This window comes from Arthrobacter sp. UYNi723, assembly GCF_054057635.1.
Genome location: NZ_JBSRZM010000009.1, coordinates 119119 through 145655, shown reverse-complemented (window position 1 = coordinate 145655; position 26537 = coordinate 119119). Strand labels below are relative to the sequence as shown.

The 26537-nt window shown below is 66.9% G+C and carries 29 protein-coding genes and 1 pseudogene; 12 read left to right on the top strand and 18 right to left on the bottom strand.

Annotated elements, in window-relative coordinates; all coding sequences use genetic code 11:
- Positions 1-148 precede the first annotated feature (148 nt).
- From ACVWY0_RS09640 to ACVWY0_RS09630, 3 genes are read left to right on the top strand one after another with little or no spacing between them, the layout of a single operon-like run.
- Positions 149-1726, top strand: coding sequence for a molybdopterin-dependent oxidoreductase (locus ACVWY0_RS09640; RefSeq protein ID WP_485836501.1), 1578 nt, complete (start codon positions 149-151; stop codon positions 1724-1726).
- 36 nt (positions 1727-1762) lie between these two features.
- Positions 1763-2779 carry an asparaginase gene (locus ACVWY0_RS09635; RefSeq protein WP_485836500.1) on the top strand — a complete coding sequence of 339 codons (1017 nt, stop codon included), beginning with the start codon at positions 1763-1765 and terminating at the stop codon, positions 2777-2779.
- Position 2780: 1 nt separating this feature from the next.
- Entirely contained in the window at positions 2781-3158 is a 378-nt protein-coding gene (locus ACVWY0_RS09630; RefSeq protein WP_485836499.1) for a sterol carrier family protein, read from the top strand.
- A 104-nt stretch (positions 3159-3262) separates the two neighbouring features.
- Here ACVWY0_RS09630 and ACVWY0_RS09625 read toward each other — a convergent pair whose 3' ends face one another.
- The 3 genes from ACVWY0_RS09625 to ACVWY0_RS09615 all read right to left on the bottom strand — a co-directional run bounded on the left by ACVWY0_RS09625 (position 3263) and on the right by ACVWY0_RS09615 (position 6188).
- Positions 3263-3973, bottom strand: coding sequence for an HAD family hydrolase (locus tag ACVWY0_RS09625; protein WP_485836498.1), 711 nt, complete (start codon positions 3971-3973; stop codon positions 3263-3265).
- Complete coding sequence (locus tag ACVWY0_RS09620; RefSeq protein WP_485836497.1) at positions 3970-4263, bottom strand: YegP family protein; 294 nt, start codon at positions 4261-4263, stop codon at positions 3970-3972. The genes ACVWY0_RS09625 and ACVWY0_RS09620 overlap by 4 nt, the downstream gene beginning before the upstream one ends.
- 113 nt (positions 4264-4376) lie before the next feature.
- A complete protein-coding gene (locus ACVWY0_RS09615; RefSeq protein WP_485836496.1) occupies positions 4377-6188 on the bottom strand; it encodes a glycoside hydrolase family 15 protein in 1812 nt (603 codons plus the stop codon).
- A 136-nt stretch (positions 6189-6324) separates the two neighbouring features.
- Between ACVWY0_RS09615 and ACVWY0_RS09610 the strand changes: the two genes are divergently transcribed.
- Positions 6325-7407 carry an App1 family protein phosphatidate phosphatase gene (locus tag ACVWY0_RS09610; protein ID WP_485836495.1) on the top strand — a complete coding sequence of 361 codons (1083 nt, stop codon included), beginning with the start codon at positions 6325-6327 and terminating at the stop codon, positions 7405-7407.
- A gap of 39 nt (positions 7408-7446) precedes the next feature.
- Positions 7447-8298: a formate/nitrite transporter family protein gene (locus ACVWY0_RS09605; RefSeq protein WP_485836494.1), complete on the top strand. Its 852-nt coding sequence runs from the start codon at positions 7447-7449 to the stop codon at positions 8296-8298.
- Between the two features lie 45 nt (positions 8299-8343).
- On the opposite strand, the gene ACVWY0_RS09600 is transcribed toward ACVWY0_RS09605, so the two are convergent.
- Complete coding sequence (locus tag ACVWY0_RS09600; protein ID WP_485836493.1) at positions 8344-9909, bottom strand: GH1 family beta-glucosidase; 1566 nt, start codon at positions 9907-9909, stop codon at positions 8344-8346.
- Positions 9910-10005: 96 nt separating this feature from the next.
- On the opposite strand from ACVWY0_RS09600, the gene ACVWY0_RS09595 reads away from it, so the two are divergent.
- Positions 10006-11487 carry an AAA family ATPase gene (locus tag ACVWY0_RS09595; protein ID WP_485836492.1) on the top strand — a complete coding sequence of 494 codons (1482 nt, stop codon included), beginning with the start codon at positions 10006-10008 and terminating at the stop codon, positions 11485-11487.
- A gap of 6 nt (positions 11488-11493) precedes the next feature.
- Here the strand turns inward: ACVWY0_RS09595 and ACVWY0_RS09590 are convergent, their stop codons facing one another.
- From ACVWY0_RS09590 to ACVWY0_RS09580, 3 genes are all read right to left on the bottom strand, one after another.
- Positions 11494-11871 (bottom strand): hypothetical protein, encoded by a 378-nt coding sequence (locus ACVWY0_RS09590; protein WP_485836491.1) that lies wholly within the window; start codon positions 11869-11871, stop codon positions 11494-11496.
- Between the two features lie 41 nt (positions 11872-11912).
- Positions 11913-12278 (bottom strand): J domain-containing protein, encoded by a 366-nt coding sequence (locus ACVWY0_RS09585; protein WP_485836490.1) that lies wholly within the window; start codon positions 12276-12278, stop codon positions 11913-11915.
- 74 nt (positions 12279-12352) lie between these two features.
- The gene (locus tag ACVWY0_RS09580) at positions 12353-12775 is read right to left on the bottom strand and encodes an Hsp20/alpha crystallin family protein (protein WP_485836511.1); all 423 of its coding nucleotides are present in this window, start codon (positions 12773-12775) and stop codon (positions 12353-12355) included.
- Between the two features lie 140 nt (positions 12776-12915).
- Here ACVWY0_RS09580 and ACVWY0_RS09575 point away from each other — a divergent pair, with 140 nt between their 5' ends.
- Positions 12916-13236 carry a MerR family transcriptional regulator gene (locus ACVWY0_RS09575; protein WP_485836489.1) on the top strand — a complete coding sequence of 107 codons (321 nt, stop codon included), beginning with the start codon at positions 12916-12918 and terminating at the stop codon, positions 13234-13236.
- Here ACVWY0_RS09575 and ACVWY0_RS09570 read toward each other — a convergent pair.
- Together ACVWY0_RS09570 and ACVWY0_RS09565 are read right to left on the bottom strand one after the other, a co-directional pair.
- On the bottom strand, positions 13233-13559 hold the full coding sequence (locus ACVWY0_RS09570; RefSeq protein WP_485836488.1) for an MmcQ/YjbR family DNA-binding protein: 327 nt from the start codon (positions 13557-13559) through the stop codon (positions 13233-13235). The two genes, ACVWY0_RS09575 and ACVWY0_RS09570, sit on opposite strands and share 4 nt — an antisense overlap.
- 5 nt (positions 13560-13564) lie before the next feature.
- Complete coding sequence (locus tag ACVWY0_RS09565) at positions 13565-14344, bottom strand: phosphatase PAP2 family protein (protein WP_485836487.1); 780 nt, start codon at positions 14342-14344, stop codon at positions 13565-13567.
- Between the two features lie 131 nt (positions 14345-14475).
- Between ACVWY0_RS09565 and ACVWY0_RS09560 the strand changes: the two genes are divergently transcribed.
- The 4 genes from ACVWY0_RS09560 to ACVWY0_RS09545 all read left to right on the top strand — a co-directional run bounded on the left by ACVWY0_RS09560 (position 14476) and on the right by ACVWY0_RS09545 (position 18010).
- Positions 14476-15585, top strand: coding sequence for a DNA alkylation repair protein (locus ACVWY0_RS09560; protein WP_485836486.1), 1110 nt, complete (start codon positions 14476-14478; stop codon positions 15583-15585).
- Positions 15586-15703: 118 nt separating this feature from the next.
- Positions 15704-16741, top strand: a complete 1038-nt coding sequence (locus ACVWY0_RS09555) for a zinc-dependent alcohol dehydrogenase family protein (RefSeq protein ID WP_485836485.1) — start codon at positions 15704-15706, stop codon at positions 16739-16741.
- 22 nt (positions 16742-16763) lie between these two features.
- A complete protein-coding gene (locus ACVWY0_RS09550; RefSeq protein WP_485836484.1) occupies positions 16764-17603 on the top strand; it encodes an oxidoreductase in 840 nt (279 codons plus the stop codon).
- Positions 17600-18010 (top strand): (R)-mandelonitrile lyase, encoded by a 411-nt coding sequence (locus tag ACVWY0_RS09545; protein WP_485836483.1) that lies wholly within the window; start codon positions 17600-17602, stop codon positions 18008-18010. The genes ACVWY0_RS09550 and ACVWY0_RS09545 overlap by 4 nt, the downstream gene beginning before the upstream one ends.
- A 41-nt stretch (positions 18011-18051) precedes the next feature.
- On the opposite strand, the gene ACVWY0_RS09540 is transcribed toward ACVWY0_RS09545, so the two are convergent.
- The 6 genes and pseudogenes from ACVWY0_RS09540 to ACVWY0_RS09515 all read right to left on the bottom strand — a co-directional run.
- Positions 18052-18939: a helix-turn-helix transcriptional regulator gene (locus ACVWY0_RS09540; protein ID WP_485836482.1), complete on the bottom strand. Its 888-nt coding sequence runs from the start codon at positions 18937-18939 to the stop codon at positions 18052-18054.
- A 97-nt stretch (positions 18940-19036) separates the two neighbouring features.
- Positions 19037-20020, bottom strand: a complete 984-nt coding sequence (locus ACVWY0_RS09535; RefSeq protein ID WP_485836481.1) for a sugar kinase — start codon at positions 20018-20020, stop codon at positions 19037-19039.
- A complete protein-coding gene (locus ACVWY0_RS09530) occupies positions 20017-20553 on the bottom strand; it encodes a bifunctional 4-hydroxy-2-oxoglutarate aldolase/2-dehydro-3-deoxy-phosphogluconate aldolase (protein WP_485836510.1) in 537 nt (178 codons plus the stop codon). The genes ACVWY0_RS09535 and ACVWY0_RS09530 overlap by 4 nt, the downstream gene beginning before the upstream one ends.
- A complete protein-coding gene (locus ACVWY0_RS09525) occupies positions 20493-20750 on the bottom strand; it encodes a hypothetical protein (protein WP_485836480.1) in 258 nt (85 codons plus the stop codon). The genes ACVWY0_RS09530 and ACVWY0_RS09525 overlap by 61 nt, the downstream gene beginning before the upstream one ends.
- Positions 20743-21315: an enolase C-terminal domain-like protein gene (locus tag ACVWY0_RS09520; protein ID WP_485836479.1), complete on the bottom strand. Its 573-nt coding sequence runs from the start codon at positions 21313-21315 to the stop codon at positions 20743-20745. The genes ACVWY0_RS09525 and ACVWY0_RS09520 overlap by 8 nt, the downstream gene beginning before the upstream one ends.
- An 89-nt stretch (positions 21316-21404) precedes the next feature.
- Positions 21405-22313 (bottom strand): annotated as a pseudogene (locus ACVWY0_RS09515) (ABC transporter substrate-binding protein); the annotation flags it as partial.
- 15 nt (positions 22314-22328) lie between these two features.
- Here ACVWY0_RS09515 and ACVWY0_RS09510 point away from each other — a divergent pair.
- Positions 22329-22994 (top strand): FadR/GntR family transcriptional regulator, encoded by a 666-nt coding sequence (locus ACVWY0_RS09510; RefSeq protein ID WP_485836478.1) that lies wholly within the window; start codon positions 22329-22331, stop codon positions 22992-22994.
- 32 nt (positions 22995-23026) lie between these two features.
- Here the strand turns inward: ACVWY0_RS09510 and ACVWY0_RS09505 are convergent, their stop codons facing one another.
- The 3 genes from ACVWY0_RS09505 to ACVWY0_RS09495 form a co-directional block, all read right to left on the bottom strand.
- The gene (locus ACVWY0_RS09505; RefSeq protein ID WP_485836477.1) at positions 23027-24865 is read right to left on the bottom strand and encodes a S8 family serine peptidase; all 1839 of its coding nucleotides are present in this window, start codon (positions 24863-24865) and stop codon (positions 23027-23029) included.
- Positions 24866-25055: 190 nt separating this feature from the next.
- Entirely contained in the window at positions 25056-25928 is an 873-nt protein-coding gene (locus ACVWY0_RS09500; RefSeq protein WP_485836476.1) for an NAD-dependent epimerase/dehydratase family protein, read from the bottom strand.
- A complete protein-coding gene (locus ACVWY0_RS09495) occupies positions 25925-26515 on the bottom strand; it encodes an adenylate kinase (RefSeq protein ID WP_485836475.1) in 591 nt (196 codons plus the stop codon). Before ACVWY0_RS09495 ends, ACVWY0_RS09500 begins: the two co-directional genes overlap by 4 nt.
- Positions 26516-26537 lie beyond the last annotated feature (22 nt).

Below are 26537 nucleotides of genomic sequence, written 5' to 3'. Positions count from 1 at the left end.
TTCCCCGTAAAGCCGTCTCAACCTCTGCACCAATGGCCATAGCACCACAATAGAACCAAAACGAAGAAACGCTGGCTTATTTACTGACGCGTCCTAAGCTGTGCCCTCGCCGGGCCATCCCTGCGGCCCGCGGCAACGAATCCAAGGCATGAAGAAGCTTCTGAAGTGGCTCAAGGACCCCGCCGCAATGGCCGCGCTGGCAGGCGTGGCGGCTGCCGCCGTCGTATTATCAGTTGCGGAGCTGATCGGAGCGTTCTTTACCGCCCGGGCAACCCCGGTGATCGCGTTGGGGTCCACGTTCATCGACTTCACACCGCCGTGGATGAAGGACTTTGCCATCGCCACGTTCGGCACCAATGACAAAGCCGCGCTGTTTGTGGGGATGGCCCTGACCATTTTCCTGCTGGCCTGCGTGCTGGGCGTGGTGGCCTACCGCAAGTGGGCGCTGGGCGCGGCCGGTGTGCTGTTGATGGGCGCGGTGATCGTGGCCAGCGTGGTGACGCGGGCCAGCGTGAAACCGATCGATGCCATCCCTACCGTGCTGGGCACGATTGCCGGGCTGGTAGTGCTGCGGCTGCTGATCGCCCCGCTCTGGCGGCTGAAGTCCTGGCCCGAGGCACCTGCCGACACGGGCGCAGAGGAACCTGACCGTCCCGCCACCAGCCGCCGACGTTTCTTCGCCGCCGCCGGGATCACCGTGATCGGCGCCGGGATCGCGGCCACGGGCGGACGCCTGCTCAGTGCCGCGCGCAGCAACATCTCCAAGGCCCGCGATGCCCTGCAACTGCCCGCCCCGGCAAAGGCCGCCGCCGCTGTGCCCGCCGGCGTCCAGTCCCCCGCTGCCGGCGTGACACCCTGGACCACGCCCAACGGGGACTTCTACCGGATCGACACCGCCCTCAGCGTCCCCGAAATCAATGCCGATGACTGGGAGCTCCGCGTGCACGGGCTGGTGGAGGAAGAGGTCCGCCTCACGTTCCAGGACCTGCTCGACGCCGACCTCATCGAATCGCACGTGACCCTCACCTGTGTCTCCAATCCCGTGGGCGGGAACCTCGCCGGGAACGCGCGCTGGCTCGGCCTTCCCATTCGCGAGGTCCTCAAGCGGGCACGTCCCAAGGACGGCGCGGACATGGTGCTGTCGACCTCGATCGATGGCTTCAGTGCCTCCACGCCGCTGGAAGTCCTGCAGGATGACCGCGACGCCATGCTGGCGATCGGCATGAACGGCGAGCCCCTGCCGCTGGAGCACGGCTACCCGGTGCGCATGGTGGTCCCCGGGCTGTACGGCTTCGTCTCCGCCACCAAGTGGGTGGTGGACCTGGAAGTGACACGGTTCGCGGACAGCAAGGCCTACTGGACCCAGCGCGGCTGGTCCGAGCGCGGCCCCATCAAGACCATGGCCCGGGTGGAAGTCCCGAAGTCCTTCGCCAAGGTGCCGGCCGGCCGCGTGGCGATCGGCGGCACGGCATGGGCGCAGACCCGCGGCATCACCAAGGTGGAAGTCCAGATCGACAACAACCCCTGGGCCGAGGCCGTCCTGTCCACCGAGGCGTCCCTCATCACGTGGCGCCAGTGGTCCTTCGACTGGGAAGCCACGCCCGGACCGCACTACATCAAGGTCCGTGCCACCGACGGAACAGGCGAGGTGCAGACCGACCAGCGGGCCGATCCGGTACCCGACGGCGCCTCCGGCTGGCAGTCGGTCATGGTCACCGTGGAGTAGCCCGGCATTCGAGGAGTCCGCCCCTAGACTGGCAATATGCCGCACAACCCGCATGCCACGTTCACTGTGGACTCCGCCGTCGAACTCGCCGTTATTGAACGAAGCGGTTTTGTGGAGTCCCGGCACATCGGCTCCGCCGTCGTCCTGTCCGGCGACGGGTCCGTCGTCACCGAACTCGGCGACATCCGGACTCCCCTGTACCCACGGTCCGCGCTCAAGCCGCTGCAAGCCTTGGCGGCGATGCAGTCCGGGGTCCCCCTGCGCGGCGCGCAGGTGGCGCTGGCCTGCGGCAGCCACGTCGGCTCCCTGGACCACATGGATGTGGTGGAGGGGATGCTCAAGGCCGCCGGCGTCCGGGAGGACCAGCTCCAGTGCCCCGCCGCCTGGCCCCAGGACGAGACGGCCCGCAACTGGCTGGTCCGTTCCGAAAAGGGCAAGTCAAAGCTTGCCTTCAACTGCTCCGGAAAGCACGCCGCCTTCCTGTGGGCCTGCACGGAAAACGGCTGGGACACCCACAGCTACCTCGAGCCCAACCATCCCCTGCAGCAGCGCATCCGCAGCGTGATCGAGGAATACAGCGGCGAGCACATCGCCCATCTGGGCATTGACGGCTGCGGTGCCCCAGTTGCTGCTATTTCGCTGACCGGGCTGGCCCGCGCCTATTCGATGCTGGCCAAGGCCCCTGGCGACAAGAACTCCAACGCCCGCGCTGCCACCATCACCACCTCCATGCTCGACTACCCGTGGGCCGTCCAGGGCCGCGGCGAGGCCAACACCATCGTGATGGACGAGCTGGGCATCATCGCCAAGATCGGCGCCGAGGGAGTCCTGGCCATGGCCACACCCCAGGGTGTCTCGGTGGCCATCAAGATGCTGGACGGGAACCTGCGCGCCACCTCGCTGGTGGGCCTGACCCTCCTCGCCGCGGTCGGCGCCGTGGATATCCCCGGCGTCTCCAGCGTCCTCGAAAAAGTGGTGGCCCCGGTGATGGGCGGCAGCCACGAGGTGGGCAAGATCCGCCTGGGCCCGGCCGTGTCAGCCCTCCTGGACTGACGTGGCTGTAGCGCGCCGTCGGATCGGCATTGAGGAAGGCACAGCGGCGCTGGCCGCATGGCAGGAAGCCGCCGCGTCGCCGTCGGACGTTCCGCTCCCCCGCAACGTCACCGCCACGGCCGTGCGGTACACGCTGGAGGAGGTAACCGCGCGGGCACCGGGGAACTCGGTGGAAGTGCGGGTGCCGCCGTTCGGCGTCACCCAGTGCGTGGAGGGACCGCGGCACACCCGCGGAACCCCGCCCAACGTGATCGAGTGCGACGCCGCCACCTGGCTTGGCATGGTGACCGGCCAGTTGAGCTGGGCGGACGCTGTCGCGGGGCACAAGGTGTCCGCCTCCGGCCTGCGCGCTGACCTCTCGGGCCAGCTCCCCCTCTAACCTGCCCCACCCTCCCAAGCGTCCCGGCACCAGCGCGAACGGACAGTTAAGCCCCCGCGGGGAGGGCCGCGCGTGTCCCCTCGCGCTACTGGGCGCCGGCGGGGTTAGTCCGCCAGCGTCAGCAGCCTGCCGATGGCGCTTGCCTGCAGGTTGTCCAGGAGGTCCCGGGGGCCGTCGTAGACCTCGGCCGCACCCGCCTCGCGGAGTTCGGCGGCGCTGGTCCCGCCGCACGTGACGCCGATGGCGGGGATTCCCAGTGCGGCAGCAGCCTGCATGTCCCACACCGCATCCCCCACATAGACTGCGCCGGCCGCGGCCACACCAACAGCTTCAAGCGCGGCCACCAGGATGTCTGGGGCCGGCTTGCTTGCCTTCGCATCGTCCGCGCTGGTGGCTGCATGGATGAAAGCGTCCGCACCGAGGGCTTTGCGGGTGGCCGACAGATCCTGTGTTCGCGCCGATGATGCCAGGGCGACGGCGAGTCCTCCGGCGTGGCACTGGGCAAGCAGCTCCTTGGCGCCGTCGAACGGTCGCAGCGACGGCCAGCTTTGCGCGAAGACCGCCGCATGGCTGGTCAGGATTTGGGCGTCGGCCTCCCGGTTCCGGCCAGCAGGAAGGAGGGTGTCCACCAAGCGGGCTCCGCCCATCCCTACGCACCGGTGAATGGCGGCCATGGGGACGTCATACTGGTGCTGGCGGAACGCCTGCCACCACGCGAGCGTGTGGATGTAGGCGGAGTCCACCAGGGTCCCATCAACGTCAAATAGGACACCGTAGCGCCGCCCGCGGACCAAGGCGTGGCTTTGGGTGATCACCCGGCTACAACGCGAGCGGCCCCGGACATCTTCTTGCCGCGGGCAGCCGCATTGTCTTTCGGGGAGGAGACGGGGCCAATCCGGTCCCGGATGACGGCTCCGGCGCCGTTGCGGCTGTGGTCCCTGATCAGGCCTGTGCCGGCAATCTCGCGGGCCATCGCAATGCCGGCCACCGCTGCGCGCTTCGTTGGGAAGGTCACCGTGATAGCCATCAGGCTTCCTGAACCATCCAACATCCGTACCCTGTAGCCGCCGTCAGGCGCATCCACAAGCTCAAAATGTCCGGCCATTACAACCACCCCTCGTTCAGTCGCGACGCTGTGCCTTGTAGGAGCGCTCACGAGTCTAGTAAGTATACTTACCTCTCTCCCGGACGTGAAGAGCAGGGCAGGCCCTCAGGCCCTCATTGCCCGACCCGTTCCGTCTCCGGGGGAATAGGTGTGTCACTTCGGCGAACTGTATCCTGATGAAGCTCAAGAGCGCTTGTCACAAGCGCGAAGTGACTGAAGGCCTGGGGCGTATTGCCCAACTGCCGTCCTGCCCTGACGCCCCATTCCTCACTGAGCAGACCCACATCGTTGCGGAGTTCGAGCAACCGCTCGAAGAGTTCGGTGGACTCCTCGGTGCGTCCCGCGCCCAGCAGGGCCTCCACCATCCAGAACGAGCAGGCCAGGAACACCCCTTCGTCCCCCGGGAGGCCGTCATCGCTGTCGGCGGGACGGTAGCGGAGCACAAAACCGTCTTCGGTGAGCTCCCGCTGGATCGTGTCGATGGTCCCCAGCACGCGGGGATCATCCGGCGGCAGGAAGCCCACCCGCGGGATCAGCAGCAGGCTGGCGTCCAGTTCGGGCCGGCCGTACGCCTGCACAAAGGTGTTGCGGACGGGGTCGAAGCCGTTGGCCATGACGTCCCGGTGGATGGTGTCGCGAAGGGCTTCCCAGCGTTCCACGGGGCCGGGCAGGCCGAAATCGCGGACGCCCTTAACCATCCGGTCTGCGGCCACCCAGGCCATCACCTTGGAATGGGTGAAATGGCGCCGCGGCCCGCGCATTTCCCAGAGTCCGTTGTCCGGCTGGTCCCAGATGGTCTCCAGATGCTGCATCAGGGCCACCTGGACGTCCCAGGACTCGTCCGTGTGTTTCAGCAGGGAGTTCCTGGTCAGCGCCAGGCAATCCAGGACCTCGCCCCAGACGTCCAGCTGAAGTTGCTCGGCGGCGCCGTTGCCGGTCCGTACCGGTTTTGAATTCTCGTAGCCGGCAAGCCACGGCAGTTCCATTTCCGGAAGCCTGCGTTCGCCGTGGATTCCGTACATGATCTGCAGGTCGGCCGGGTCGCCCGCCACGGCGCGGAGCAGCCAGTCACGCCAGGCGGCTGCCTCGGTGGTGTAGCCGGCGGCCAGGAGGGCCTGGAGCGTCATGGTGGCGTCCCGCAGCCAGCAGTAGCGGTAATCCCAGTTGCGGGGACCGCCGAGCTGTTCCGGGAGGGACGTTGTCACGGCCGCGACGATGCCGCCGGTGGGAGCGTAGGTCAGCGCCTTCAGGGTCACCAGCGAACGGACCACGGCATCCTGGTACTTTCCCTGCACCGTGCACTGGGCCGCCCAGCCGCGCCAGAAGGCCAGGGTGGTGCCCAGCACTACCTCGGCGTCCACTGTGTGCGGGCGGGGAACATGGCTGGGTGCCCAGGTCAGGACAAAGGGAACGCGCTCCCCCGCCTGGACTGTGAAGTCGCTGACGGAGTGCATATTTTCGCTGTGAAGGGGCGCCTTGGTGACAAAGTAAACGGAGTCTGGGCCAGCGATGGCATGCAGGCCGTGCTTGTCGCGCCGCACCCAGGGAACGATATGCCCGTAGTCGAACCTCAGCGTAAGCTCGCCGTGCATCCTGACGCTTCCGCTCACGCCCTCGACGATCCGCACGATGTCCGCCACCTCGTCACGCGGCGGCATGAAGTCAATGACCCTGACCGTGCCTTCCGGCGTCTCCCATTCTGTTTCCAGGATCAGGGTCCCGTCCCGGTAGCCGCGCCTGGTGCAGGTGCCGCCGCCCGCCGGCGCAAGCAGCCAGCGGCCGGCCTCCGGCGTGTCCAGGAGGGCGTTGAAACATGCCGGGGAGTCGAAACGCGGCAGGCAAAGCCAGTCGATGGAACCCTCGGTACTGACCAGGGCGCCGGTGTGGAGGTCGCCAACAACTGCATAATCTTCAATGCGCGCCATTCCCATACACTGCCACACGGATTGCCGATGGGGTTGGGTGGGCACTCCGGGTTCCTGATTGAGGGCTGACGTCACGTACGACGGCGGGACCGCCGGACGTGCCGGGCGAGCGGCTGCGCTGTGGCAGAGTGGAGACATGGACAGGGCTCCTCAGAATTCACCGCAGAACACTCCGCACCCCGCACCGCTGTCCGGCACCCAGCTTTTACGACTGGCGCACCGGATCTCCGCCGTCGTCAACGCCGTCCGCATCCAGCTCGCCAAAGGCTGGAATTTCGCACCGCAGACCATCGCGTACCAGGGCTACGGATCAACCGGCTGGGTACGCGTGCTCGGCCGCGTCCTGTTAACCAAGAATCCGGCCCCGGGCAGCCGGGCCGAGCACGCAGCCCTCAACGGCACGCTGAACGTCCGCGGCTGGCGGGCCTTCACCAGCGTGCCCGTGCAGTTCATTGACGTGGAAATTAGCATCGGCGGCGTCACCACCCGGGTCAAGGCAGACCGGGGCGGGCTGATCGATACGGTGGTGGACGTGAAGCTCTCCCCCGGCTGGCACACCGCCGTCCTGCGGGCCGAGGGAACGGAACCTGTGGAGACGCTGATCCAGGTGATCGACGCCGACGCGAAGTTCGGGATCGTGTCCGACATCGACGACACCGTCATGGTTACCGCCCTGCCCAGGCCGTTCCTGGCGCTGTGGAACACGTTTGTCCTCAGCGAACGGGCCCGGATGGCGACGCCGGGGATGGCGGTCCTGCTGGACCGGCTCACCATTGAACACCCGGACGCGCCGGTCATCTACCTGTCGACGGGTCCGTGGAATGCCGCCCCCACCCTGGCGCGGTTCCTCAGCCGGAACATGTATCCCTCCGGCGCCCTCTTACTGACGGACTGGGGCCTGACCCAGGACCGCTGGTTCCGCAGCGGGCAGGAGCACAAGCACGGCAATCTTGAGCGTCTCGCCAAGGAATTCCCGGACATGCGCTGGCTCCTGATCGGCGACAACGGCCAGCACGACGAACAGATCTATTCCGGCTTCGCCCAGGCAAACGCCGACAAAGTGGCCGCCATCGCCATCCGGCAGCTTTCGGTCAGCGAGTCCGTGTTCGCCGGCGGGCACTCCGACGACGGGGACCACACCACCTCAATGGTGCCCTGGATCTATTCGCCCGACGGCGCCGGGATGGCCAAACAGCTCAAGGCCCTGGACCTCCTTTAGATGAATCACCACACACTTTCAGGCGGATAGGCGACACGAATGAGCGACACCGACGGCGATGCACGGCGGCGGGAACTTGGCGACAATGCAGGCCCGGTTGAGGAGGAGGTGGAGGAATCCTTCGACCGCACGGTTGAGGAAGGCGCGCAGCGGCTGAACCGCTCCTTTCGGGACGTGCTCATCACCGGCTTGTTCGGCGGGTTTGAAATAGGCGTTGGCATCATGGCCTACCTCGGCGTTCTCCATGAGACCGAGAACCACCTCCTCGCGGGACTGGCCTTCAGTGCAGGGCTCATCGCCCTCCTGCTGGCCAAGAGCGAACTGTTCACGGAAGGCTTCCTGGTGCCCATTGCCGCCGTCGTCGCACGGGAGGCAAGCTACACGCAGCTCGGGAAGCTCTGGGGCGGCACACTCATTGCCAACCTGGTGGGCGGTTGGCTGTTTATGGCATTGATCATGACAGCGTTCCCGCAGTGGAGCGAGACCATCACGAAGGAAGCCACCCACTATCTCGACGCCGGGTTTAACTGGAAAACCGTGTGTCTTGCCGTGTTGGCGGGGAGCACCATCACGTTGATGACCCGCATGCAGCACGGGACTGACAGCGTCACCGGCAAGATCGCGGCCGCCATCGTTGGCGCTTTCCTGCTCTACGGGCTGCAGCTCTTCCACTCGATCCTGGACTCGCTGCTGATCTTCGGTGCCATCCACACGGGTGCCGACATCAGCTACCTTCAATGGCTCGGCTGGTTTTCCTATGTGGTGGTCTTTAACGTGCTTGGCGGGATCCTGCTGGTGACCGCGCTACGGCTGGTGAGTGCCAGCAAGCTGGTGAAGGAACGGCGCGATGACTCACCCGAGGACCCGGAGGACGCGCACCACGCCGGCTAGGTTCCGGTGAACGTGTCTAAGTCCGAGCAACATATCCCCACGAGGCTAGGCGGTGGCACCCGAGGTGGTCACGCCGTCGTCGGGAGATACCGCCGTTTCGGGATCAACGGCAGTGTCCGGTTCCTCACTGGCAGCCTGCGCGACGGCGGTGCCCGCCGCCGCGGCAAGGTTCCGCTCCTCGATGAGCTCCTGAAGCCAGAAATAAGACGCCTTCGGCGTACGCTCCAGGGTCTCGAAATCAACATGGAGCAACCCGAACGGCTGATTGTAGCCTGCCGACCATTCGAAATTGTCCATGAGCGACCACACGTAGTAGCCCCGCAGGTCAATGCCCTCTGCGTCACCGCCCGGGGCCGTGGCCTTCAGCGCTGACTCGATGTGGTCCGAGAGGTATTTCAGGCGCCGCTCGTCCGGGATGAAGGTGGTGTTGGTGGACTTGTCCCGGACGATGATGTCCTCGAAGCTGGCCCCGCCCTCGGTTATGATCACCGGCGGCAGATGCGGGTACCGTTCCGCCATCTCCTTCAGCGCCACCGCCATGTACTCGGGCTTCACCGGCCAGCCGTAGGAGGTGATGTCGGCTTCGGGCCAGGCCTCGACATGGAACGGCATAGCGCCATTGCCGGCCGCACTCAGGTCACTCCCCATGGCCTCCGCCATGCTCGCCGGCACCGCCCCTTCACCGGGGCCAACGGCTACCTTCGTGGGCATGTAGTAGTTCAGCCCGTAGAAATCCAGCGGCTGCGAGATGATCTCCATGTCCTCGTCCGGATGGTCAAAGGAGCCGAAGAACTTCGCGGCGCGGATGATGTCCGGATATTGGCCCGTGAGGACTGGGTCCGCGTACAGCCGGTTCTGTGCGATGTCCATCAGGCCCGCACTCATCCAGTCCAGGGGGTTGATGGAGTTCGGGACCATGGGCGAGTACACGTTGGTCATCCCGATCTCGCCGGGGACCCCCGCCGCCCGCAGTGCCTGCATCGCGAGCCCGTGGCCCAGAAGCTGGTGGTGCACGGTGGGCAACGCGTTGAGCATGAACGCTTCGCCCGGTGAGTGCAGGCCCACGGTGTAGCCGTTGGTGCTGACCGTGGCGGGCTCGTTGACGGTGACCCAGCGGGCAACGCGGTCGCCATACGCAGCAGCGGCGATCGCGGCGAACTCCCCCAGGCGGTAGGCGGTATCGCGATTCATCCAGCCGCCGGCGTCGTCCAGTGCCAGCGGGGTGTCCCAGTGATAGAGCGTGACCATGGGCGAAATCCCGTTGGCCAGGAGCTCGTCCAGGAGCCGGTCGTAAAAGGCAAGCCCGGCAGGGTTCACCGGGCCGCTGCCGTTGGGCTGGATCCGGGGCCAGGACAGCGAGAACCGGTACGAGTCGACGCCCAGCTGCTTCATGAGGGCCACGTCGCCCGGCATGCGGTGGTAGTGGTCGCAGGCGACGGCCGGGCTGTGGCCGTCCACGATGGCGCCTTCCTTGGCCGAAAACACGTCCCAGCCCGCCGGGCCCCTGCCGTCCTCGGTGAGCGCGCCTTCGATCTGGAAAGCTGCCGTGGCTACTCCCAGCGTGAAGTCCGCAGGGATGAGGGCGGCCAGGTCCTTGGCGGAAATGTGCATCGAGTCAGCCTTTAGGGAGGAGGAAGCGTGGAACGCGTACATCCCAGAATGTCACACGGCCGGGCTGCTGACGAGCGTCGCTGCTAGGGTCTGTGCATGGATGAAAAACTGGGGAAGTTCATCGACGATTTTTCCGAGCTGGTTCAGCTGGCGCAGGCCGGAAACCACCGGCAGCAGGCGGGAAAACAGCTGCTTGAAGCGCTGACGGAGCACCTGGGAGAGCCGGCTGAAGGCCTCTCCGTGGTGGTGGAAAATGTCCCGCCGCACCGGTTTGTGGACGCGGACATCCTGATGGCGGAGTTTGCCGGTCAGGATCCGAGCAGCCGGCTGGTGGGCATCGGCGGCGGCGGCCAGCGGCACCACCAGTCGCTCAGCGACATGGTGCAGCAGTCGCAGTTGTTTCCCCAGTTCCCGCTCTCCCAGCCCGAGTACACCAACCTTGCCGTGGGACCTGACCAGCAGCGCCAGGCGGTGGCCATAGGGCTCTGGCTCTTCAGCCGCGAAGGGAACAAGCTGGCCGTATTGCAACGCGACGCGGCCCCGCATACCGGGCGCCAGTCCGCCACCTTGGAACTGCTGGCCGCCCGACCGGAAACAGCCACCGGATTCCTGGCCGAGTTCCGCCTCCGGATGGACAACAACAGCGTCCTCAAGGGACAGGTCATCTCCCTGGTCATGTCCGAGTATGGGCCGAGCACCGCGGGGGTGACGTTCCACCACCGCCCCAGCCTCCCGGCGTCGGACGTCATCATGCCCGACGGCCTGCTGCAGAAGGTCGCAGACCACACCGTGGGCATCGCCACGCACCGGGTGTCCCTCAAGCAGCACGGCCAGCACCTCAAACGCGGCATCCTGCTGTACGGCCGGCCCGGGACCGGCAAGACGCACACCGTACGGCACCTGCTGAGCCAGAGTGAAGGCTCGACGGCGATCCTCCTCTCGGGCGGTTCCCTCGCCAGGATCTCGGAGGCGGCCCGCATGGCGCGGGCGCTGCAACCCTCGATCGTCGTGCTGGAGGATTGCGATCTTATTGCCGAGGACCGGAGTTTCGGGCACGGGCCGCAGCCGCTGCTCTTTGAGGTGCTGGACGCCATGGACGGCTTGGATAACGACGCCGACGTCGCGTTTGTCCTCACCACCAACAGGCCTGACATGCTGGAGCGGGCGCTGGCGCAGCGCCCTGGCCGGGTGGACCTCGCGGTGGAGATCCCGCTGCCGGCCCATGCCGAGCGGATCAGGCTGCTGGAACTGTACGGCCGTCTGGTGGCGTTCAGCCCGGCGGCACTGGATGCCGCCGCGGAACGGACGGCGGGAACCACCGCATCCTTTGCCCGGGAACTGGTCCGGCGGGCCGTGGTGGCTGCGGCGCTGGATGACGCGCCGGTGTCCGATTCGCACCTTGCGGCCGCCGTTGAGGACCTGATGGCCGACGCCGAAACCCTCACCCGCAGCCTGCTGGGCAGCGGCACGGACGCGGCCGGTTCGCCGGGATTCCCTGGGCCCGGATTTCCAGGGCCTGGTTTTCCTGGCCCTGGTATGCCAACGTCCGGCATCCCGGGGCCAGGCCTCGCAGGATGAGCCGGCTCATTGCGAGCCGAACAGGAATTCCTTGGCGTGGGCAACAGCTTTCCGGTAGGCATCGTTCCGAAGCGTGACGAGTTGCTCCGTGTCGCCGTCGGCCGGCTCCAGGTAGCCGGTGTATCCGGGCCGGAGCACCCAGATGTCGCCGGCGGGCGGGAGGTAGAACACTCCGAAGGAACGCTGCTGTTCCTCTTCTGCGGTCCACACCGGCACCACTGCCAGGGCCGCGCCGGTGACGGGGTTGATCCATTGGGCCCGGGGCACCGGCTCTTCGTGGGCTTCAGGGTTCAGGAACGGCGCAGTGCCCTTGCCCCAGCGTTGTTCGAAGCGTTCGTGGAATGCAGGGATCAGGTGGGAATCGTAGCGGCGCCACTCGGTCATTGTTTCCGCCTCCTCGCGGTGATGGCTGTCGTCTTACGGGCCTACGCCCACGGTCCGCTTTCCCAGCGCACGGGCGTGATTCTTATGGTGTTGCCAGCCGGAACATCCCTGCTATTGACCTTTCGGACGGGGATGACGATCGGACCAGCGCCCTGCGCGCTTATGCCAGTGCAGCTCCGGTCGTAGGCTGCGCGCCGCGCCGGGTCGCGCAGGACGAAGAATGCCTGCATGATCTGTAGCAGCTCGCCACGGGATAGGTCGCCGCCAGCTTTTGCGCCGTCTGGCGCGCCGCCGTCGAGATCCGGATGATGGGTGCGCATGAGCGCCCGATAGGCACGGGAGATCTCCTGCTGGCTGGCGGAGGGCTTCACCCGCAGCACGTCATAGTAGTCCGGCTGGCTGGTCATGGTGGCTTCCGGGGAATGCCCATGGGCATGGGCCCGGGGCGCCGGTAGCAGGCTGCCGGCGCCCCGGGGAACGGCTAGCCTCCGATCTCGTGCAGCTGGTTCTTTGTTTCGATTTCGATCTTGCGCGGCTTGGCCTGCTCCGCCACCGGGATCCGCAGGGTCAGGACGCCCTGGTCATAACTGGCCTTGATGTGGTCCGTGTCCAAGGTGTCACCCAGGATCAGCTGGCGGCTGAAGACGCCGCGCGGACGTTCAGAGGCCACCAGTTCAACGTTGGGCTGGGTCGGATCAAGGCGCTCCGCCCGGACCGTCAGGACATTGCGCTCGACGTTCAGGTCCACGGTGTCCAGCTTGACGCCCGGAAGGTCGAACGCGACGACGAATTCGCCGTCTTCCCGCCAGGCGTCCATGGGCATGGCCGCCGGCCGTGCCGCGGTTCCAAAGACCTGCTGGGTGAGCCGGTCCAGCTCACGGAACGGATCCGTGCGCATTAGCATCATTTCCCACTCCTTCAGCATGAAGTTGTTGATTTTGATCGCATACCCACCGCTCAGTTATCTATGGTGATGGATATAGATTTTTTATAGCACTCGTGGGAAACTGAAGCAAGACAATCTGGAGGAAATTTGGAGCTGACATGACAGGGTCCACTTCAGGGCATGAACCGTTGCCCACGGCCGGACGGGCACTGTATGCCATCTCCGTGGCGGCCCAGCTAACGGGAACAGGCCAGCAGAACATCCGGCTCTACGAGACACGGGGCCTGCTCACGCCCGCCCGAACCTCAGGTGGTACCCGCCAGTACAATGATGCCGATATCGCCGTACTCCTGCACATCGGGGAACTGCTGGAGCAAGGACTCAACCTGGCCGGCATCGCAAAAGTCCTGGAACTTGAGGCCGCCAACACCAGGCTGCACCGTGCCCTCAAGCGTTCGCGGTCACTCCCCGAGCTCTAGTGTCCTGCGGCTGGTCCGGACCCCAGACCGCCTGCCAGCCGGTAGGACTCCTCCAGCAGCTCACCGAGCTCCTCGACGCCGATGCGGGCCAGCCGGACCAGCACCAGCTGCGGCGAACGCTCATGGTGCGGGGTCCAGAAATACGGGTCGGGCTCCGTGCCCGCCAAGGCCTCCCGCTCGGTGGTCTTCACCGTCAGCACGCCACCCTCCCACATGCGCGCCATCAGGGTCTTCGCGAACCACGCCGGCTGGTCCCAGCTGCTGCGTTCGGTGACACCGGGCAGGGCGAGGCACATGCTGCGAACATCCGACTCGGTTGCCATCGCGGCTAATCCCCCGGCGCGTCCGCTTTGGAGAGCACGCCCGTGATCCGTTCGCCAGGGATCCGGGCGGTCCGCCACGTATCGAGGGCGATGACGGCACCGAGGATCAGCAGCGAGAGGGAGACTGAAGCCATGGCGTCGCTGAGCCAGTGGTAGCCGAGGTACAGGCGGCTCAGCGCGGCCAGGACAACGCCGATGCCCGCACCAACGAAGCCGAAGACGGCCGACCTCGGGTTTTTCCGCCGCGAGAACACCAGGAAGGTGGTCACCAGCAGGAAGTCACAGGCACCCAGCACATGGCCGGACGGAAATGAGTACGTGTGGTCGGCGCCGAACAGCATCAGTTCCACCGGCGGCCGCGAGCGCTGGACGATCGCGAGGATGATCTGCGATGTCACGACGCCGGTGAGCATCGCGGTGGCGAGCACAATGGGCCGCCAGGCGTGCTTGGCCACGAACCCCCAGACCACCGTCACCACCAGCACGATGATGGGAAGGGCAACAGGGCCGAAGATCACAGCGAGGAAGATCATCACGGCAGTGAGGGTCTCGGACCGGAGCGAGAGCAGCCAGTCACGGATGGATTCGTCGGGACCCCAGGGCCCGGTGTTGCTCTGCAGAACGCCCACCAGGGTGGCGAGGAACAGGAGGGCCCCCACGCCGACCAGCACCACCGCCGTGCGGTACAGAGCCTTGCGCGCGGCCGGTTCCATAAAGCGTTCCTCCACCACGAACTTGTCATGGAAGGTCCGCCAAAGACTGGTCTTGCCTGCCTGCTCTGCCACTGTGTTTCCGTCCGTGCGCCGTTGAGGAGTGCCTAAGGTGAAGATTATCCCTTCTGCCCGTGGTTGGCCCGTCCCTGCACAGGGTTGGCCCTGCCGCCGGGCATGTCAGCCTGCCGAGGTAGCCTGACTCAATGGGCGTGATGAATGAGCTGATCAACCGGCAGGGCGTGGAAACCCTGGCCCGGATCCTGGCGGATGCCGCTCCCGGATCGGACTGGCCGCACGTCGCTGCAGCCGCCGCACAGTTGGACGAGTTGAGCCTGCGCGGCCGGACGGATGCGGTGAGCAGCGCGCTGCTGGCGGATGCGCGGCGGCTTCCGGATCCGGGATACCCGACGGCGGCGCGCATCTTCCGGAGCGCCCTCTCCGGAGCCGGTTTCACAGGGTGGATCCTCTGGCCGGTATCCGAAACGGCCGTCACGCTGGCCCTCGAATCTGGCGCCGCACCTGACTTTGACGACTGCCTGGCCCTCCTGGCCGAACTGACCCCGAGGCTCACCGGCGAGTTCGCCATCCGCCGGCTGCTGGCCGCGGACCTGGAGCGTTCCCTCGAGATCATCCAGGGCTGGACCGGGCATCCGGACGAGCATGTCAGGCGGCTGGCCAGCGAGGGGACCCGGCCGTACCTCCCCTGGGCGGTACGGGTACCCGCCGTCGTCCTTCATCCGGAGGCGTCCCTCCCGATTCTGGACGCCCTGTACCGGGACCCTTCGGAGTACGTGCGGCGCTCGGTGGCGAACCACCTCAACGATGTGGCGCGGCACGCGCCCGCCCTGGTGGTGGCAACGGCGGCTCGCTGGCTGGCCGCCCCGGACGCCAACACCGCATGGGTGGTCAGGCAGGGCCTGCGGACCCTGATCAAGAAGGCCCACCCCGGTGCGCTCGCGCTGCAGGGGTTCACGCCGGCGTCGGTGGCTGTCACGGGGCCCTGGCTGGACCGGAACTCGGTGGCCATACCGGGTGAACTGGCTTTCGACTTCGCGATCGCCAACACCGGGAACTACGATGCGCGGCTCGCGGTGGACTACGTGGTCCACTACGTCAAAGCCAACGGCACGCAATCGGCCAAGGTCTTCAAGATCGCGGCACTCACCCTCGCCGCCGGTGAGACCCGCACACTGTCGAAGCGTCATGCCTTCCGGCAGATGACCACCCGGGTGCACCACCCGGGCGTCCACGCCCTGGAGCTGCAAATCAATGGGATCCGGCACGGGCACACGGAGTTTGAGCTGCACCTCTGAGCTGGGAGGCACTGCGGGTACCTGTATCAACAGCCACTCCCACGCATGCGGAATGTGCGGTTGGCTAATAAAGGAACACCCGGGCTCCAGCCCCTGACGAAGTGATGAGGAAACGAAAATGCGAGCAACCATCATGTATGGCGCCGGCGACGTGCGCGTGGAGAACGTGCCCGACCCCGTCATCCAGAATCCGACCGACGCCATCGTGCGGATCGTCAATTCCTGTATCTGCGGCTCCGACCTGCACCCCTACCACGGCATGCCCTCGTCCCGGCAGGGCAGCCCCATGGGCCACGAGTTCATCGGCGTCGTCGAGGAAACAGGCAAGGACGTGTCCACCCTGAAGAAGGGCGACTTCGTCATCGCCCCGTTCGCCTGGTCCGACGGGACCTGCGTCTTTTGCCGCGAAGGCCTGCAGACGTCCTGCCGCCACGGCGGGTTCTGGGCCTCGAACGGAATCGGCGGCGCCCAGGCCGAGGCCGTCCGCGTCCCGTTCGCCGACGGCACCCTGGTCAAGGCCCCGGTGGGTGAGGACAGCGAGCTGCTGCCGTCGCTGCTGACTCTCTCCGATGTCTACGGCACCGGCTATCACGCCGCCATCAAGGCAGGTGTCAACGCACGGACCACCGTCACGGTCATCGGTGACGGCGCCGTCGGACTGATGGCGGTGCTGTCCGCCAAGCAACTCGGTGCGGAGCAAATCATCCTGATGGGCCGGCACAAGGCCCGCACCGACCTGGGCCGCGAATACGGCGCCACCGACGTCGTCGCCGAACGCGGTGAGGCCGGCATCGAGAAGGTGCGCGAGCTCAGCGGCGGCGACGGAACGCACACCGTCCTTGAGTGCGTAGGGCACCGGCCAGCGTACGACCAGGCCCTCGGCGTGATCCGCCCCGGCGGCGTCATCAGCCGGGTGGGCGTGCCCCAGTACGAGGACGCTCCGATCGGCTTCGGCTCCATGTTCGGCCCCAACATCACGCTCACCGGCGGCCCGGCCCCCGTCCGCGCCTACATCGAGACGCTGCTGCCCGGCGTCCTGGACGGCACGGTGAACCCGGGCAAGGTGTTCGACCGCACCATCAGCCTGAACGACGTACCCGACGGCTACCGCGCCATGGATTCCCGCGAAGCCCTGAAGGTCCTGGTCCGTCCGTAGCGTCACTCTCGAAAGGAAACCCATGGCCACTTGGCTCATCACAGGGTGCTCCACCGGACTCGGCCGCGCACTCGCCCAAACCGTGCTGGCGCACGGCCACAACGTCGTCGTCACCGCACGAAGCGTCACCACCGTGGAAGACATCGCTGCCGACTACCCGGACACGGCCCTTCCCCTTCCGCTCGACGTCACCAACACCGCCGAGATCGGCCCGGTTGTCGAGCAGAGCAGGGCGCGCTTCGGCGGCATCGACGTGCTGGTCAACAACGCCGGCTACGGTTACCGTGCCGCGGTTGAAGAAGCGGACGACGCCGACATCCGGCAATTGTTCGACACCAACTTTTTCGGCGCCGTCAGCATGATCAAAGCAGTCCTCCCCGGAATGCGCGCCAACAGGGCCGGGTCCATCCTGAACATCTCGTCCATCGGGGCGCGCATCTCACCGGCCGGATCCGGATACTACTCCGCCAGCAAGGCAGCCCTGGAGGGCCTGTCCGGCTCCCTCCGCAAGGAACTGAAGCCAGTCGGGATCAACGTCACCGTCATCGAGCCCGGCGCGTTCCGCACCGACTTCGCGGGCCGCTCGCTGACCCAGTCGGCCACGCGGATCAAGGACTACGCGGAGACAGCCGGGAAGCGCCGCAAGGAGAACGACACGATGCACGGCACGCAGCCGGGCGACCCGGCCAAGGCGGCGGAAGCCATCCTGGCAGTCGCCGAAAGCCCCAACCCGCCGTACCTGCTGGTGCTTGGCAGCGACGCATACGAGCTGTTTGCCGCTGTCGCCCAGGCAGAGCGCACGCAGCTGGATCAATGGCGGGATGTCAGCCTCAGCACCGGCATCGGAGCAGACCAACCATGAGCACGCAGAAGCAACCGAAGACCGCCACCGTCAAGGGACCCGATGACTGGTTTACCGGCGACGTCTACTTCAACGCGTACTACTCCGGCCAGCTACTGTCCCGTGCCCGGCTGAATCTGGTGCGCTTCACTCCTGGCGCGCACACAGCGTGGCACAAGCACGCCGTCGGGCAGACCCTGCACGTCACGGAAGGCATCGGGTATGTGCAATCGCGTGGGGAAGAGCTGATCGAGCTGCAGCCCGGCGATACCGTCTACACGCCCGCGGGTGAGTGGCACTGGCACGGTGCGACGGGAGGCAACTTCATGTGCCACCTCGCCCTGTGGGAAGCGCCCGTGGACAGCGACGAGGCCGAAACAGTCTGGGGTGCCAGGCTCACGGCCGACGAATACCCCTCGACGAAGTAGAAGACGGCAGGCACCCGCAGCAGGGCCGCAGCGCGGCGTTATTACGGGTTCTTGGCAGTTGGTCCCGGTTCGGCAAAGGCCTCGTCGTGTGTGGCAGCCCAGGAGGCCAAAAGCTGCAAAGCATCAGCCGTCGGGGAGCCCGGAGGTGCGGTGTACACGTTCAACACCAGGCCCGGCTCGCTGGGCAGCTCCATGGACTGGTAGTTCAAGTCGAGGTCACCCACCACCGGGTGGTGCAGCCGCTTGAGCCCGCTGCGGTGGAAGACCACATCCCGGGAAGCCCACCGGTCCCTGAACAGCTCGCTCTGCGTCGACAGTTCGCCGACGAGCCGGATCAGCTCGGGGTCGTGCGGATGGCGGCCTGCTTCAAGCCGGAGCATCGCTGCGGCATCGTTCGCGATCTGATCGTAATCACGCCAGAACTCCCGGGCCGCCGGGTCAAGGTACGTAAAGCGGGTCGTGTTCACAGGGCGGTGCTCGCTTTTGAACACGGGCGCATAAAGGGCCCGACCCATCCGGTTTGCCGCCAGGATGTCATGGCGGCCGTTGCGGACCCACGCCGGCGCGTCAGCCATTGCATCGAGGACCTGCTGGACTTCAGGGCGGACAGTACCGGATGGCTTGCTGCGGCTCCTGCGCGCCGGCCCGGCGGCGCGGGCGAGGTCAAAAAGATGCTCGCGTTCGGCTTCGTCCAGCTTCAGCGTGCGTGCGAGGGCATCCAGAACGCTTTCGGACGCCCCGGCGAGGTTGCCGCGCTCCAGGCGCACGTAGTAGTCCACGGACACACCGGCCAGCATCGCCACTTCCTCACGCCGCAGGCCGGCGACCCGCCGATTCCCGCCGTACGCGGGCAACCCGGCCTCCTCGGGCGAAATCCGCGCCCGCCTGGAACTTAGAAATTCTCGTATGTCCGCGCGCACATCTCCCATACCCCTACGGTAAGCGCCCGCGGTCCCGGGCGGCAGGCACTGTCAGTACCTGCCTGCTCTGCGCCCAAGGAGTGGAGGCCCAAGAAAGACCCAACCGCTACCGCTGGGTGGTTCCGCTGGCGGTGGCGCCCAGCATGGCGAGCTCGGCCCGGCTGGGCAGTCCCTCCCAGTCACCGGCAGTGCTAACGGCGAAGGCCCCCATGACGGCGCCGCGCTGCAGGCGGGCGGCAACGTCCTCGCCGTCGAGCAGGGCAGAGAGATAGCCGGCGGTGAAGGCGTCCCCCGCGCCCACGGTATCGATGCTGGTCACGGCGGCGGCGGGCGCCTCGAACCGTCCGGAGGCGGTGTGGACGCCGGCGCCGGCGGATCCCCGCTTGACCACGACTTCCCCAACCCCCTGCTCCAGCAACGAGGCAGCGAGCGCGGTTTCGGCGTCGTCGTACCCCAGGGAATCGGAGCCGCTCAAGGCGGCGGACGCTACGAGGTCCAGTTCGTCGTCGGACGCTATCAGGATGTCGGCGTGCCGCGCGACGGGGCCCAGCACGGCGCGGGCCTCGTCCCGGGTCCAGAGCCGGCTGCGGTAATTGACGTCGAGGGAGACCACCACTCCGTCGGCTGCGGCGCGCTCGGCAGCGTATTCAAACGCCTTCCGGGCTTCCGGGCTGAGCGCTGGGGTGATGCCGGTCAGGTGCAGCACGCGCGGGCCGGCACCGAGGGCACTGTCCACGTCGTCCCGGCTGATGGTGGAACCGGCCGAACCGGCGCGGTAGTAGAAGGCCCGGGTGACGTCCGCGGTCCGCTGTTCGAGGAACATCACGCCCGTGCTGCGGGACGGATCCACCCGGCACTGCATCCCGATGCCCTCGGAGCGGAGCTGCCGCAGGATGAATTCGCCGTGCGGATCGGCGCCAACTGCACCGGCCCACGTGACTGTGTGTCCTAGCCGCGCAACCCCCACGGCGACGTTCGATTCGGCACCGGCCACGTGCATGGCCAGGCTTCCGCCGGCGGACAGCGGCCCGGCTGACCGCAGCGACACCATGGATTCGCCGAAAGTCAGAAGGTCGACGGCGGGGCTCACCGCACGCCCGCTGCGGCCGTCACTGTGGCGGTCACTGCGGCGGTCGCTGCGGTGGTCCGGCGGGCAAAGGAGTCCGCCAGGTCCACAAAGGCTCGGGCACGCCCGCGCATCGGGGCGAGGTCACCGCCGGAGCCTGCGTCACCGAACAGCGGCCCGCCAAGCCCGACGGCGATCGCGCCGGCTTCCCAGTAACCCGCGGCCTCGTCCAGGCCCACTCCGCCCACGGCGATGAACGGGATCCCGGGGAAGGGATCGCGCAGCGCCTTGAGGTAGCCGGGGCCGCCGATGGAAGCGGGGAACAGCTTGATGGCTGTGGCCCCGCGGTTCATCGCTTCGTACGCCTCGCTGGGCGTCAGGGCGCCGGCCAAGACGGGGATTCCCTGCCGCGCCGATTCCTGGATGGATGCGGCCAGGGACGGCGTGACCATAAACTGGCCGCCGGCCTCGGCGACGTTGTCCACATCCTGCACCGTCAGGACGGTTCCGCCGCCGACGTAGCAGCCCGCAGGTGCGGCGGCGCGGACCTCGCGGATGGCCTCCAGCGCCCCGGCGTGGTCAGGGCGATCTCGACGAACCTGAACCCCTCCGCCATCGCGGCGAGGGCGGACTGCGCCGCTGCCGGCCCGTCGGTGCCGCGCACGATTCCCACGAGCCGCGACTCCCGGATTCCGGCCAGCAGGCCTTCGGGCGTGATGTCAGGGCTGTCAGAAACGTCAGTGCTGTCAGTCATGTTGTTTACCATTCTGCAAATGCTCCGTCCGAGTGGCGCCAGACCGGCCGCGCCAGGCATGGCCGCGCTTGTCCGCGGCCCGGACCACGGCCTCGTCGATTTCAATGCCGAGGCCGGGACCGGTCAGCCGTTCGATGTGGCCGTCCACGAACTTCAGCGGGGACTTGTCCACCACGTAGTCCAGGACTTCGGCGCCCTTGTTGTAGTGGATTCCAATGCTCTGTTCCTGGATCAGGAAGTTGGGCGTCGCGAAGCCCACCTGCAGGCACGCTGCCAGGGCAAGCGGCCCCAGCGGGCAGTGCGGGGCCAGCTGGACGTCGTAGATCTCCGCGAGCGAGGCGATCTTGCGGACCTCGGTGATGCCGCCGGCGTGCGAAAGGTCCGGCTGGGCAACGGCGATGCCGGCCTGAAGGGCGGGCAGGAATTCCTGCCGGCTGTAGAGCCGCTCACCGGTGGAAACCGGCGTCGTGGTTGAAGAGGTGAATTCGCGCAGCAGGTGCGTGTTTTCCGGAACCACGGGTTCTTCGAGGAAGAACGGCCGGTACGGTTCCAGCAGCGGCGCCACCCGGCGGGCGTTGGCCAGGCTGAAGCGGCAATGGCTTCGGCCAGGTCCTTCGGGTACGTGGAAGTTCCCGCGGAGTCATCCCAGACGGAGGCGCGAGGTCCGGGGACGCCGGCCTTCTGTGCGGCAAGGGTGCGTTCCTTGCTGGTGGCCCACTGGATGAACTTCCAGGCGTTGTCCTGGTTGCCCGAAGCCTCGTTCACTGCCAGGCCCCAGGACGGGATGTTGTACGGCTTGGAACCGGCGGGACCGGCAGGCAGGGCGGCGAACCCGACAGTCTCGGCCACCTTGGACTTGGCCGGATCGGTGGCGTTCTTGTAGAGCGAGTCCGCCTCGGTGTAGAAGGCGGCCTTGCCCTGGGTGAAGATGGCCATCGCCTCGGGCCAGCTCATATCCGTGCTGACGTTGGCGGGGCCGTAGTTCTTGATCAGGCCGCCGTAGTACGCGTAGGCCTCTTTGGCAGCGTCCGAGTTGACGGTGGACTTGCCGCTGGAATCGGTGAAGTCGCCGCCGAAGCTGTACAGGAAGCTGGAGAACTGGGTGGCGGCGGCGGACTTGCCGGTGCGGGCCACAAAGCCGGCGGTGTCCGGGTTGGCTTCCTTGATGGCCTTGGCAGCCGCTTCAAGCTCCTCCATGGTCTTGGGGACCTCAAGTCCGGCGGCCTTCAGCAGGTCCTTGCGGTAGTAAAGGACTTCGCGTTCGGTGATGATGGGGACGCCCACAACCTTGCCGTCAGCGGTGGTGGCCTTGACCGGGCCCTCCTGGTAGTCCTTCCAGTCCCAGCCGGAATCCGAGGAGACTTTGCTGGTCAGGTCCGCGAGGTAGCCGTTCTTCGCGAACGCCTTGCCTTCCTGGAGCGGGCGGTACATCATCACGTCGATCTCGTCGCTGCCTGCGTTGAGCTTGACGTTGTACTGGTCCGAGAGCTGGTCTTCGCCGAGCTGCGTCAGTTCCACCTTGAGCCCGGAGGACTTCTCAAATTCCGGGATGGCGGCCTTGATGCCTTCGGTCCAGACGTGGTTTGCGAGAGTTACCCGGACGATACCGGATTCCTTGGCGTCGCTAAAGGCATGCTGGCATCCCGCAGGCGTTTCGGCACCGTGGTGCAGCCCGAGGAGGCCTGGAACCTTTACGATCCCCAGGTGATCCGCTGGCGGCTGGCCTCGTCCCGGCGGCTGGAGCAGCTTCAGGCCCTCAACGAGCTCCGCGGCGCGATCGAACCACAGGCCGCCCGGCTCGCCGCCGAACGGGCGTCCTGGGATGCCGGCAGCGATCTGGTCTCCTTGGCAGCGCGGCTGTGGGCGGCCGGCCAGCGGGGCGACAACGACGAATTCCTCCGGCTGGACGTCGAGTTCCATGCCACCGTCCTCAAGGCTTCCGGCAACGCCATGTTTGCCCAGTTCCAGACCCTTGTGGCCGAGGTCCTCACCGGACGGACGGAACACGGCCTGATGCCACACCTGCCCCATCACGAAGCGCTGCAGCTGCACGTTGACGTCGCCAGCGCCATCCAGCGCGGTGAAGCCGCCACCGCGCATGCCGCCATGAGCAGGATCGTGGAACAGGTCGCCGAAGAGGTGGGCCACATCTGGTCCGAACACCACCGGGGCGAGACCCCGGCCGCGTCCCCGCAGCACCCAACCTCGCAACACACAACAGAGGCCGACGGCGCCCCCCAATAGCCGCCGTCGGCCTCCCCTTCCGCAGCGGACGGCTAGAACGAACCCGTGGTGAACTGCCAGGTCCTGGTGGCCAGCTGATTGCCTGCTAGGTCCCGGATGGACGTCCCGCCGCCGGTCACGGTCACCGTGTATTTCGTCTTCGCTGCCAGAGTGTTCTGCGGGTCCAGGATCCACTGATTGGTGGTGCCGTTGCGGAAGACGGCAGCCGGGACCAGAGCCCCGGTTGCCGCGTTCTTCACCGTGAACGTGGCGGTGCTGACCCCCAGGACCGGCTCACTGAAGGTCACCGACAGGTTGTTGTTCCGCCGGACCAGGAGGGAGTTGCTGCCCGGCGTGAACCCTGTAACCGTGGGCGCCGGGCCGGTGGTGAACGTCCAGCTCGTGCTGGCCAAGGGCGTGCCCGCGGTGTCGCGGATGGCGGTGGCGCCGCCCACCAGCGTCGCCGTGAAGGTGACATCCGCGGCCAGGTTAGCGGACGGATCAAGGGTGGCCGTTTTCGTTGTCGCGTTGTAGCTGACCGTTGCCGGGACGGCGGTGCCGGCGGCGTTCCGGAGCACAAATGTTCCGGCACCAACACCCTGGACCGCCTTGCTGAACGTGGCCGTCACATTGCTGGCCACGGGTACCGCCGTCGACTGCGGTGCGGGTGATTTGGTCGTAACTGTGGGGGCAGGCGCCACGGGAGCCGGAGCCGGTGCCGGTGCCGGTGCGTACAGCAGGCGGTTCGGCGTGCCGGTTCCGATGCCCGTGATGGCGCCGGCAGTGGCGTTCGAGGTCAACGCCGCAGCGACCTGGGCCGGTGTGAGCGCCGGATTCTGGGACAGCAGCAACGCCGCGGCGCCTGCCGTGTGGGGCGCTGCCATGGACGTGCCGGACATGGAGGCGGTTGCCGTGGCTGAGGTGTAGGACGCGGAGACAATGCCGACGCCGGGTGCATACAGATCCACGCAGGAACCGAAGTTGGAGAAGGAGGCCTGCCGGTCGGCAGAATCGCTGGCTGCCACCGTGACCGCTGCCGGGAGCCGCGCCGGCGAGCTCCCGCAGGCGTCCGCGGCAGAGTTGCCGGCGGCAACCACTGCAGCGACGCCGTCGTTGATGACACCCTGAAGCGCCGAATCCACGGCCGCGCTGGCCACTCCGCCCAGGCTCATGTTCACCACGGCGGGCGTTCCCGCGGTGTGGTTGGCGGCGATCCAGTCCAGGCCGGCAACGACGTCGGAGTTGAAGCCGGAGCCGGTGCAGTCCAGGACCCTGACGGGGACGATCGTCGCCGCCTTTGCCACGCCGTAGGTGGTTCCGGCCACTGTTCCGGCCACATGGGTGCCGTGGCCGTTGCAGTCGCCGGATCCGCGGCCATCGGCCACTGCTGTCCAGCCTGCTGCCACGCGGCCGGCAAACTCTGCGTGGGAGGCGAGCACGCCGGTGTCCACCACGTAGGCGCTGACTCCGGAGCCGGCGGCGGTCCAGGTGTAGGAACCCGAGAGGGGCAGGGGCCGCTGGTCCACGCGGTCCAACCCCCATGGCGCGGGCTGCTGCGTTGCGGAGAGTGTGATGGGGGCGTCCACCTCCACCGAGGCGACGCCCGCCGAGCGGGACAATGCCGCGGCTTGCGCCGGCGTCGCCGTGACCACGGCGCCTCGCAGGGCGTGCGAAAAGGAGCGTCCGACGCCGAGGCCCTGGGACTTGAGGCGAGCCGCCTCGGCCGGGACGTCCGTTCCCGCGGTGAAGCGGACCAGGTAGCGGACGCTCGCGTCGTTGCCGGCCGGGGCAAGGGGCGGTGCAACGGCGGAGGCGGGCAGGCCAGAGCCGGTCAGTGCCACCGCAGAAATCAGCATGGCGGCAGCGGTCAGCACAAAACGGAAGGTGCGCATGGCGGGGTCCTAGTGTGACGGTCTGGATTGATGCTGGCGGCAACAAATCCCCGCCTATCACCAGATTAGGAGCCCGCCACGCGCCGCGGCCGGGAATTGAGCTGATCCTGCGCCAACCCTTCGGCGCCTGCGGAATTCTTGAGGGACCGCCCTCCTCAGTGGCCTGCTTTCGGGTTCAGCCTTCCGCGATTCAGTCTTCCGTGGGCGTGGTCCTGTTGGAGTGGTAGGTCCGCCACGTGTGTTCAGGCTCGAATCCCAACAGGCGCCGGGCCTTGTCGATGGACAGCAAGGTCTCGTGTTCGCCCAACTCCTTGGTCACGGTGACGTTGGGGAACACCTCCGCGGCGAGGCTCGCGCTGGAACGCGTCATGACAGTGTCCGCGTTCGCAATGATGAAAGCCTGGAACCCGGGCTGGCCGTTCTCCAGCGCACGCGCCACAGCCTGCGCGCCGTCGCGCCCGTCGATGTAGCCCCAGAGGTTCCACTTCCGCCCACTGGCGTCCGAATCAAACGACGGGAAGCGTTCGTAGTCCTCAGGATCCATAACGTTGGAGAACCGCAGGCCCGCAATGCTGAGCTCCGGATCCCAGCGCGTCAGCTGGATCGCCAGCTGCTCCTCGAGGTGCTTCACGAGTGAGTACGTGCTCTCCGGCCGGGCAGGGTACTCCTCATCCACCGGGATGTAGGGAGGGTCGACGTCGAACGGCAGTCCCAGCACCGTCTCGCTGGAGGCGTAAACCACCTTCTTGACGCCCGCCCGCCGCGCCGCCTGGAAGACGTTGTAGGTCGAGAGCATGTTGTTCTCGAACGTGGCGGCATCCGGGATGATGCCAGGCGCCGGAATGGCTCCCAGATGGACAATTGCGTCGAAGCCGTCATGCCGGTCGTCGAGACCCAGGAACACGTCAAGGACCTGGCCGTAGTTGCGCAGGTCCACCACGGCAAACCCGCGGTGCCGCTCCCCCGCACGGTCCAGGTTCAGCACCTGGTGCCCGTCGTCGGTCAGCCTGCGGACCACGTGCCGCCCGAGTTTTCCGCTTCCGCCGGTCACAGCAATTCTCATGGGGACACCCGCGCGGCCAGGAACTTTTCGACGGCGGTAATGGCACGTGCGGTGATGGCGCCAGGGTCCCCGCTGCCGTCGACAGAAACCACCATGCCCCGGCCGGCGTAGACCGCCACGACCTCGTGGGTTTCGCGGTAGTAGAGGTCAAGCCGGTGCCGGAACACTTCGATGGTGTCGTCCTTCCGGCCCTGTTCCTTGGCCCGCCGCAGCATCCGTTGCTCCAGTTCGGAATCCGGTGCGCGGAGTTCCACCACGGCGTCGAGGCGGTGGCCTTGGGAAGCCAGTATGTTGTCCAGTTCCATGATCTGGGGACCTGTCCTGGGGTATCCGTCCAGCAGGAAACCGGGCTGCAGATCGGCGTCGAGGAGCCGGTCCTTGACCAGGGCGTTGGTTAGATGGTCCGGGACAAAAGCGCCGTCGTCGAGATACTTGGCGGCCTCAACGCCCAGCGGCGTCTCTTGGCCGACGTTGATCCGGAAGATTTCACCCGTGGATACGGTCGGAATGCTGAAGTGCTTGGCGATGTGCACCGCTTGGGTGCCTTTCCCTGAGCCCGGCGGCCCGATGATGAGCAGTCTGGTCATTTTCCTGTCCCTCCGCGGCGTC

What these genes read in the sequence shown, in the direction of transcription:
- ACVWY0_RS09640 (WP_485836501.1), top strand. Translation starts at nt 149, where the DNA reads ATGAAGAAGCTTCTGAAGTGGCTCAAGGACCCCGCCGCAATGGCCGCG.
- ACVWY0_RS09635 (WP_485836500.1), top strand. Translation starts at nt 1,763, where the DNA reads ATGCCGCACAACCCGCATGCCACGTTCACTGTGGACTCCGCCGTCGAA.
- ACVWY0_RS09620 (WP_485836497.1), bottom strand. Translation starts at nt 4,263, where the DNA reads ATGGCCGGACATTTTGAGCTTGTGGATGCGCCTGACGGCGGCTACAGG.
- ACVWY0_RS09615 (WP_485836496.1), bottom strand. Translation starts at nt 6,188, where the DNA reads ATGGCGCGCATTGAAGATTATGCAGTTGTTGGCGACCTCCACACCGGC.
- ACVWY0_RS09610 (WP_485836495.1), top strand. Translation starts at nt 6,325, where the DNA reads ATGGACAGGGCTCCTCAGAATTCACCGCAGAACACTCCGCACCCCGCA.
- ACVWY0_RS09605 (WP_485836494.1), top strand. Translation starts at nt 7,447, where the DNA reads ATGAGCGACACCGACGGCGATGCACGGCGGCGGGAACTTGGCGACAAT.
- ACVWY0_RS09600 (WP_485836493.1), bottom strand. Translation starts at nt 9,909, where the DNA reads ATGCACATTTCCGCCAAGGACCTGGCCGCCCTCATCCCTGCGGACTTC.
- ACVWY0_RS09595 (WP_485836492.1), top strand. Translation starts at nt 10,006, where the DNA reads ATGGATGAAAAACTGGGGAAGTTCATCGACGATTTTTCCGAGCTGGTT.
- ACVWY0_RS09590 (WP_485836491.1), bottom strand. Translation starts at nt 11,871, where the DNA reads ATGACCGAGTGGCGCCGCTACGATTCCCACCTGATCCCTGCATTCCAC.
- ACVWY0_RS09585 (WP_485836490.1), bottom strand. Translation starts at nt 12,278, where the DNA reads ATGACCAGCCAGCCGGACTACTATGACGTGCTGCGGGTGAAGCCCTCC.
- ACVWY0_RS09580 (WP_485836511.1), bottom strand. Translation starts at nt 12,775, where the DNA reads ATGCTAATGCGCACGGATCCGTTCCGTGAGCTGGACCGGCTCACCCAG.
- ACVWY0_RS09575 (WP_485836489.1), top strand. Translation starts at nt 12,916, where the DNA reads ATGACAGGGTCCACTTCAGGGCATGAACCGTTGCCCACGGCCGGACGG.
- ACVWY0_RS09570 (WP_485836488.1), bottom strand. Translation starts at nt 13,559, where the DNA reads ATGGCAACCGAGTCGGATGTTCGCAGCATGTGCCTCGCCCTGCCCGGT.
- ACVWY0_RS09560 (WP_485836486.1), top strand. Translation starts at nt 14,476, where the DNA reads ATGGGCGTGATGAATGAGCTGATCAACCGGCAGGGCGTGGAAACCCTG.
- ACVWY0_RS09555 (WP_485836485.1), top strand. Translation starts at nt 15,704, where the DNA reads ATGCGAGCAACCATCATGTATGGCGCCGGCGACGTGCGCGTGGAGAAC.
- ACVWY0_RS09550 (WP_485836484.1), top strand. Translation starts at nt 16,764, where the DNA reads ATGGCCACTTGGCTCATCACAGGGTGCTCCACCGGACTCGGCCGCGCA.
- ACVWY0_RS09545 (WP_485836483.1), top strand. Translation starts at nt 17,600, where the DNA reads ATGAGCACGCAGAAGCAACCGAAGACCGCCACCGTCAAGGGACCCGAT.
- ACVWY0_RS09540 (WP_485836482.1), bottom strand. Translation starts at nt 18,939, where the DNA reads ATGGGAGATGTGCGCGCGGACATACGAGAATTTCTAAGTTCCAGGCGG.
- ACVWY0_RS09525 (WP_485836480.1), bottom strand. Translation starts at nt 20,750, where the DNA reads ATGACTGACAGCACTGACGTTTCTGACAGCCCTGACATCACGCCCGAA.
- ACVWY0_RS09505 (WP_485836477.1), bottom strand. Translation starts at nt 24,865, where the DNA reads ATGCGCACCTTCCGTTTTGTGCTGACCGCTGCCGCCATGCTGATTTCT.
- ACVWY0_RS09500 (WP_485836476.1), bottom strand. Translation starts at nt 25,928, where the DNA reads ATGAGAATTGCTGTGACCGGCGGAAGCGGAAAACTCGGGCGGCACGTG.
- ACVWY0_RS09495 (WP_485836475.1), bottom strand. Translation starts at nt 26,515, where the DNA reads ATGACCAGACTGCTCATCATCGGGCCGCCGGGCTCAGGGAAAGGCACC.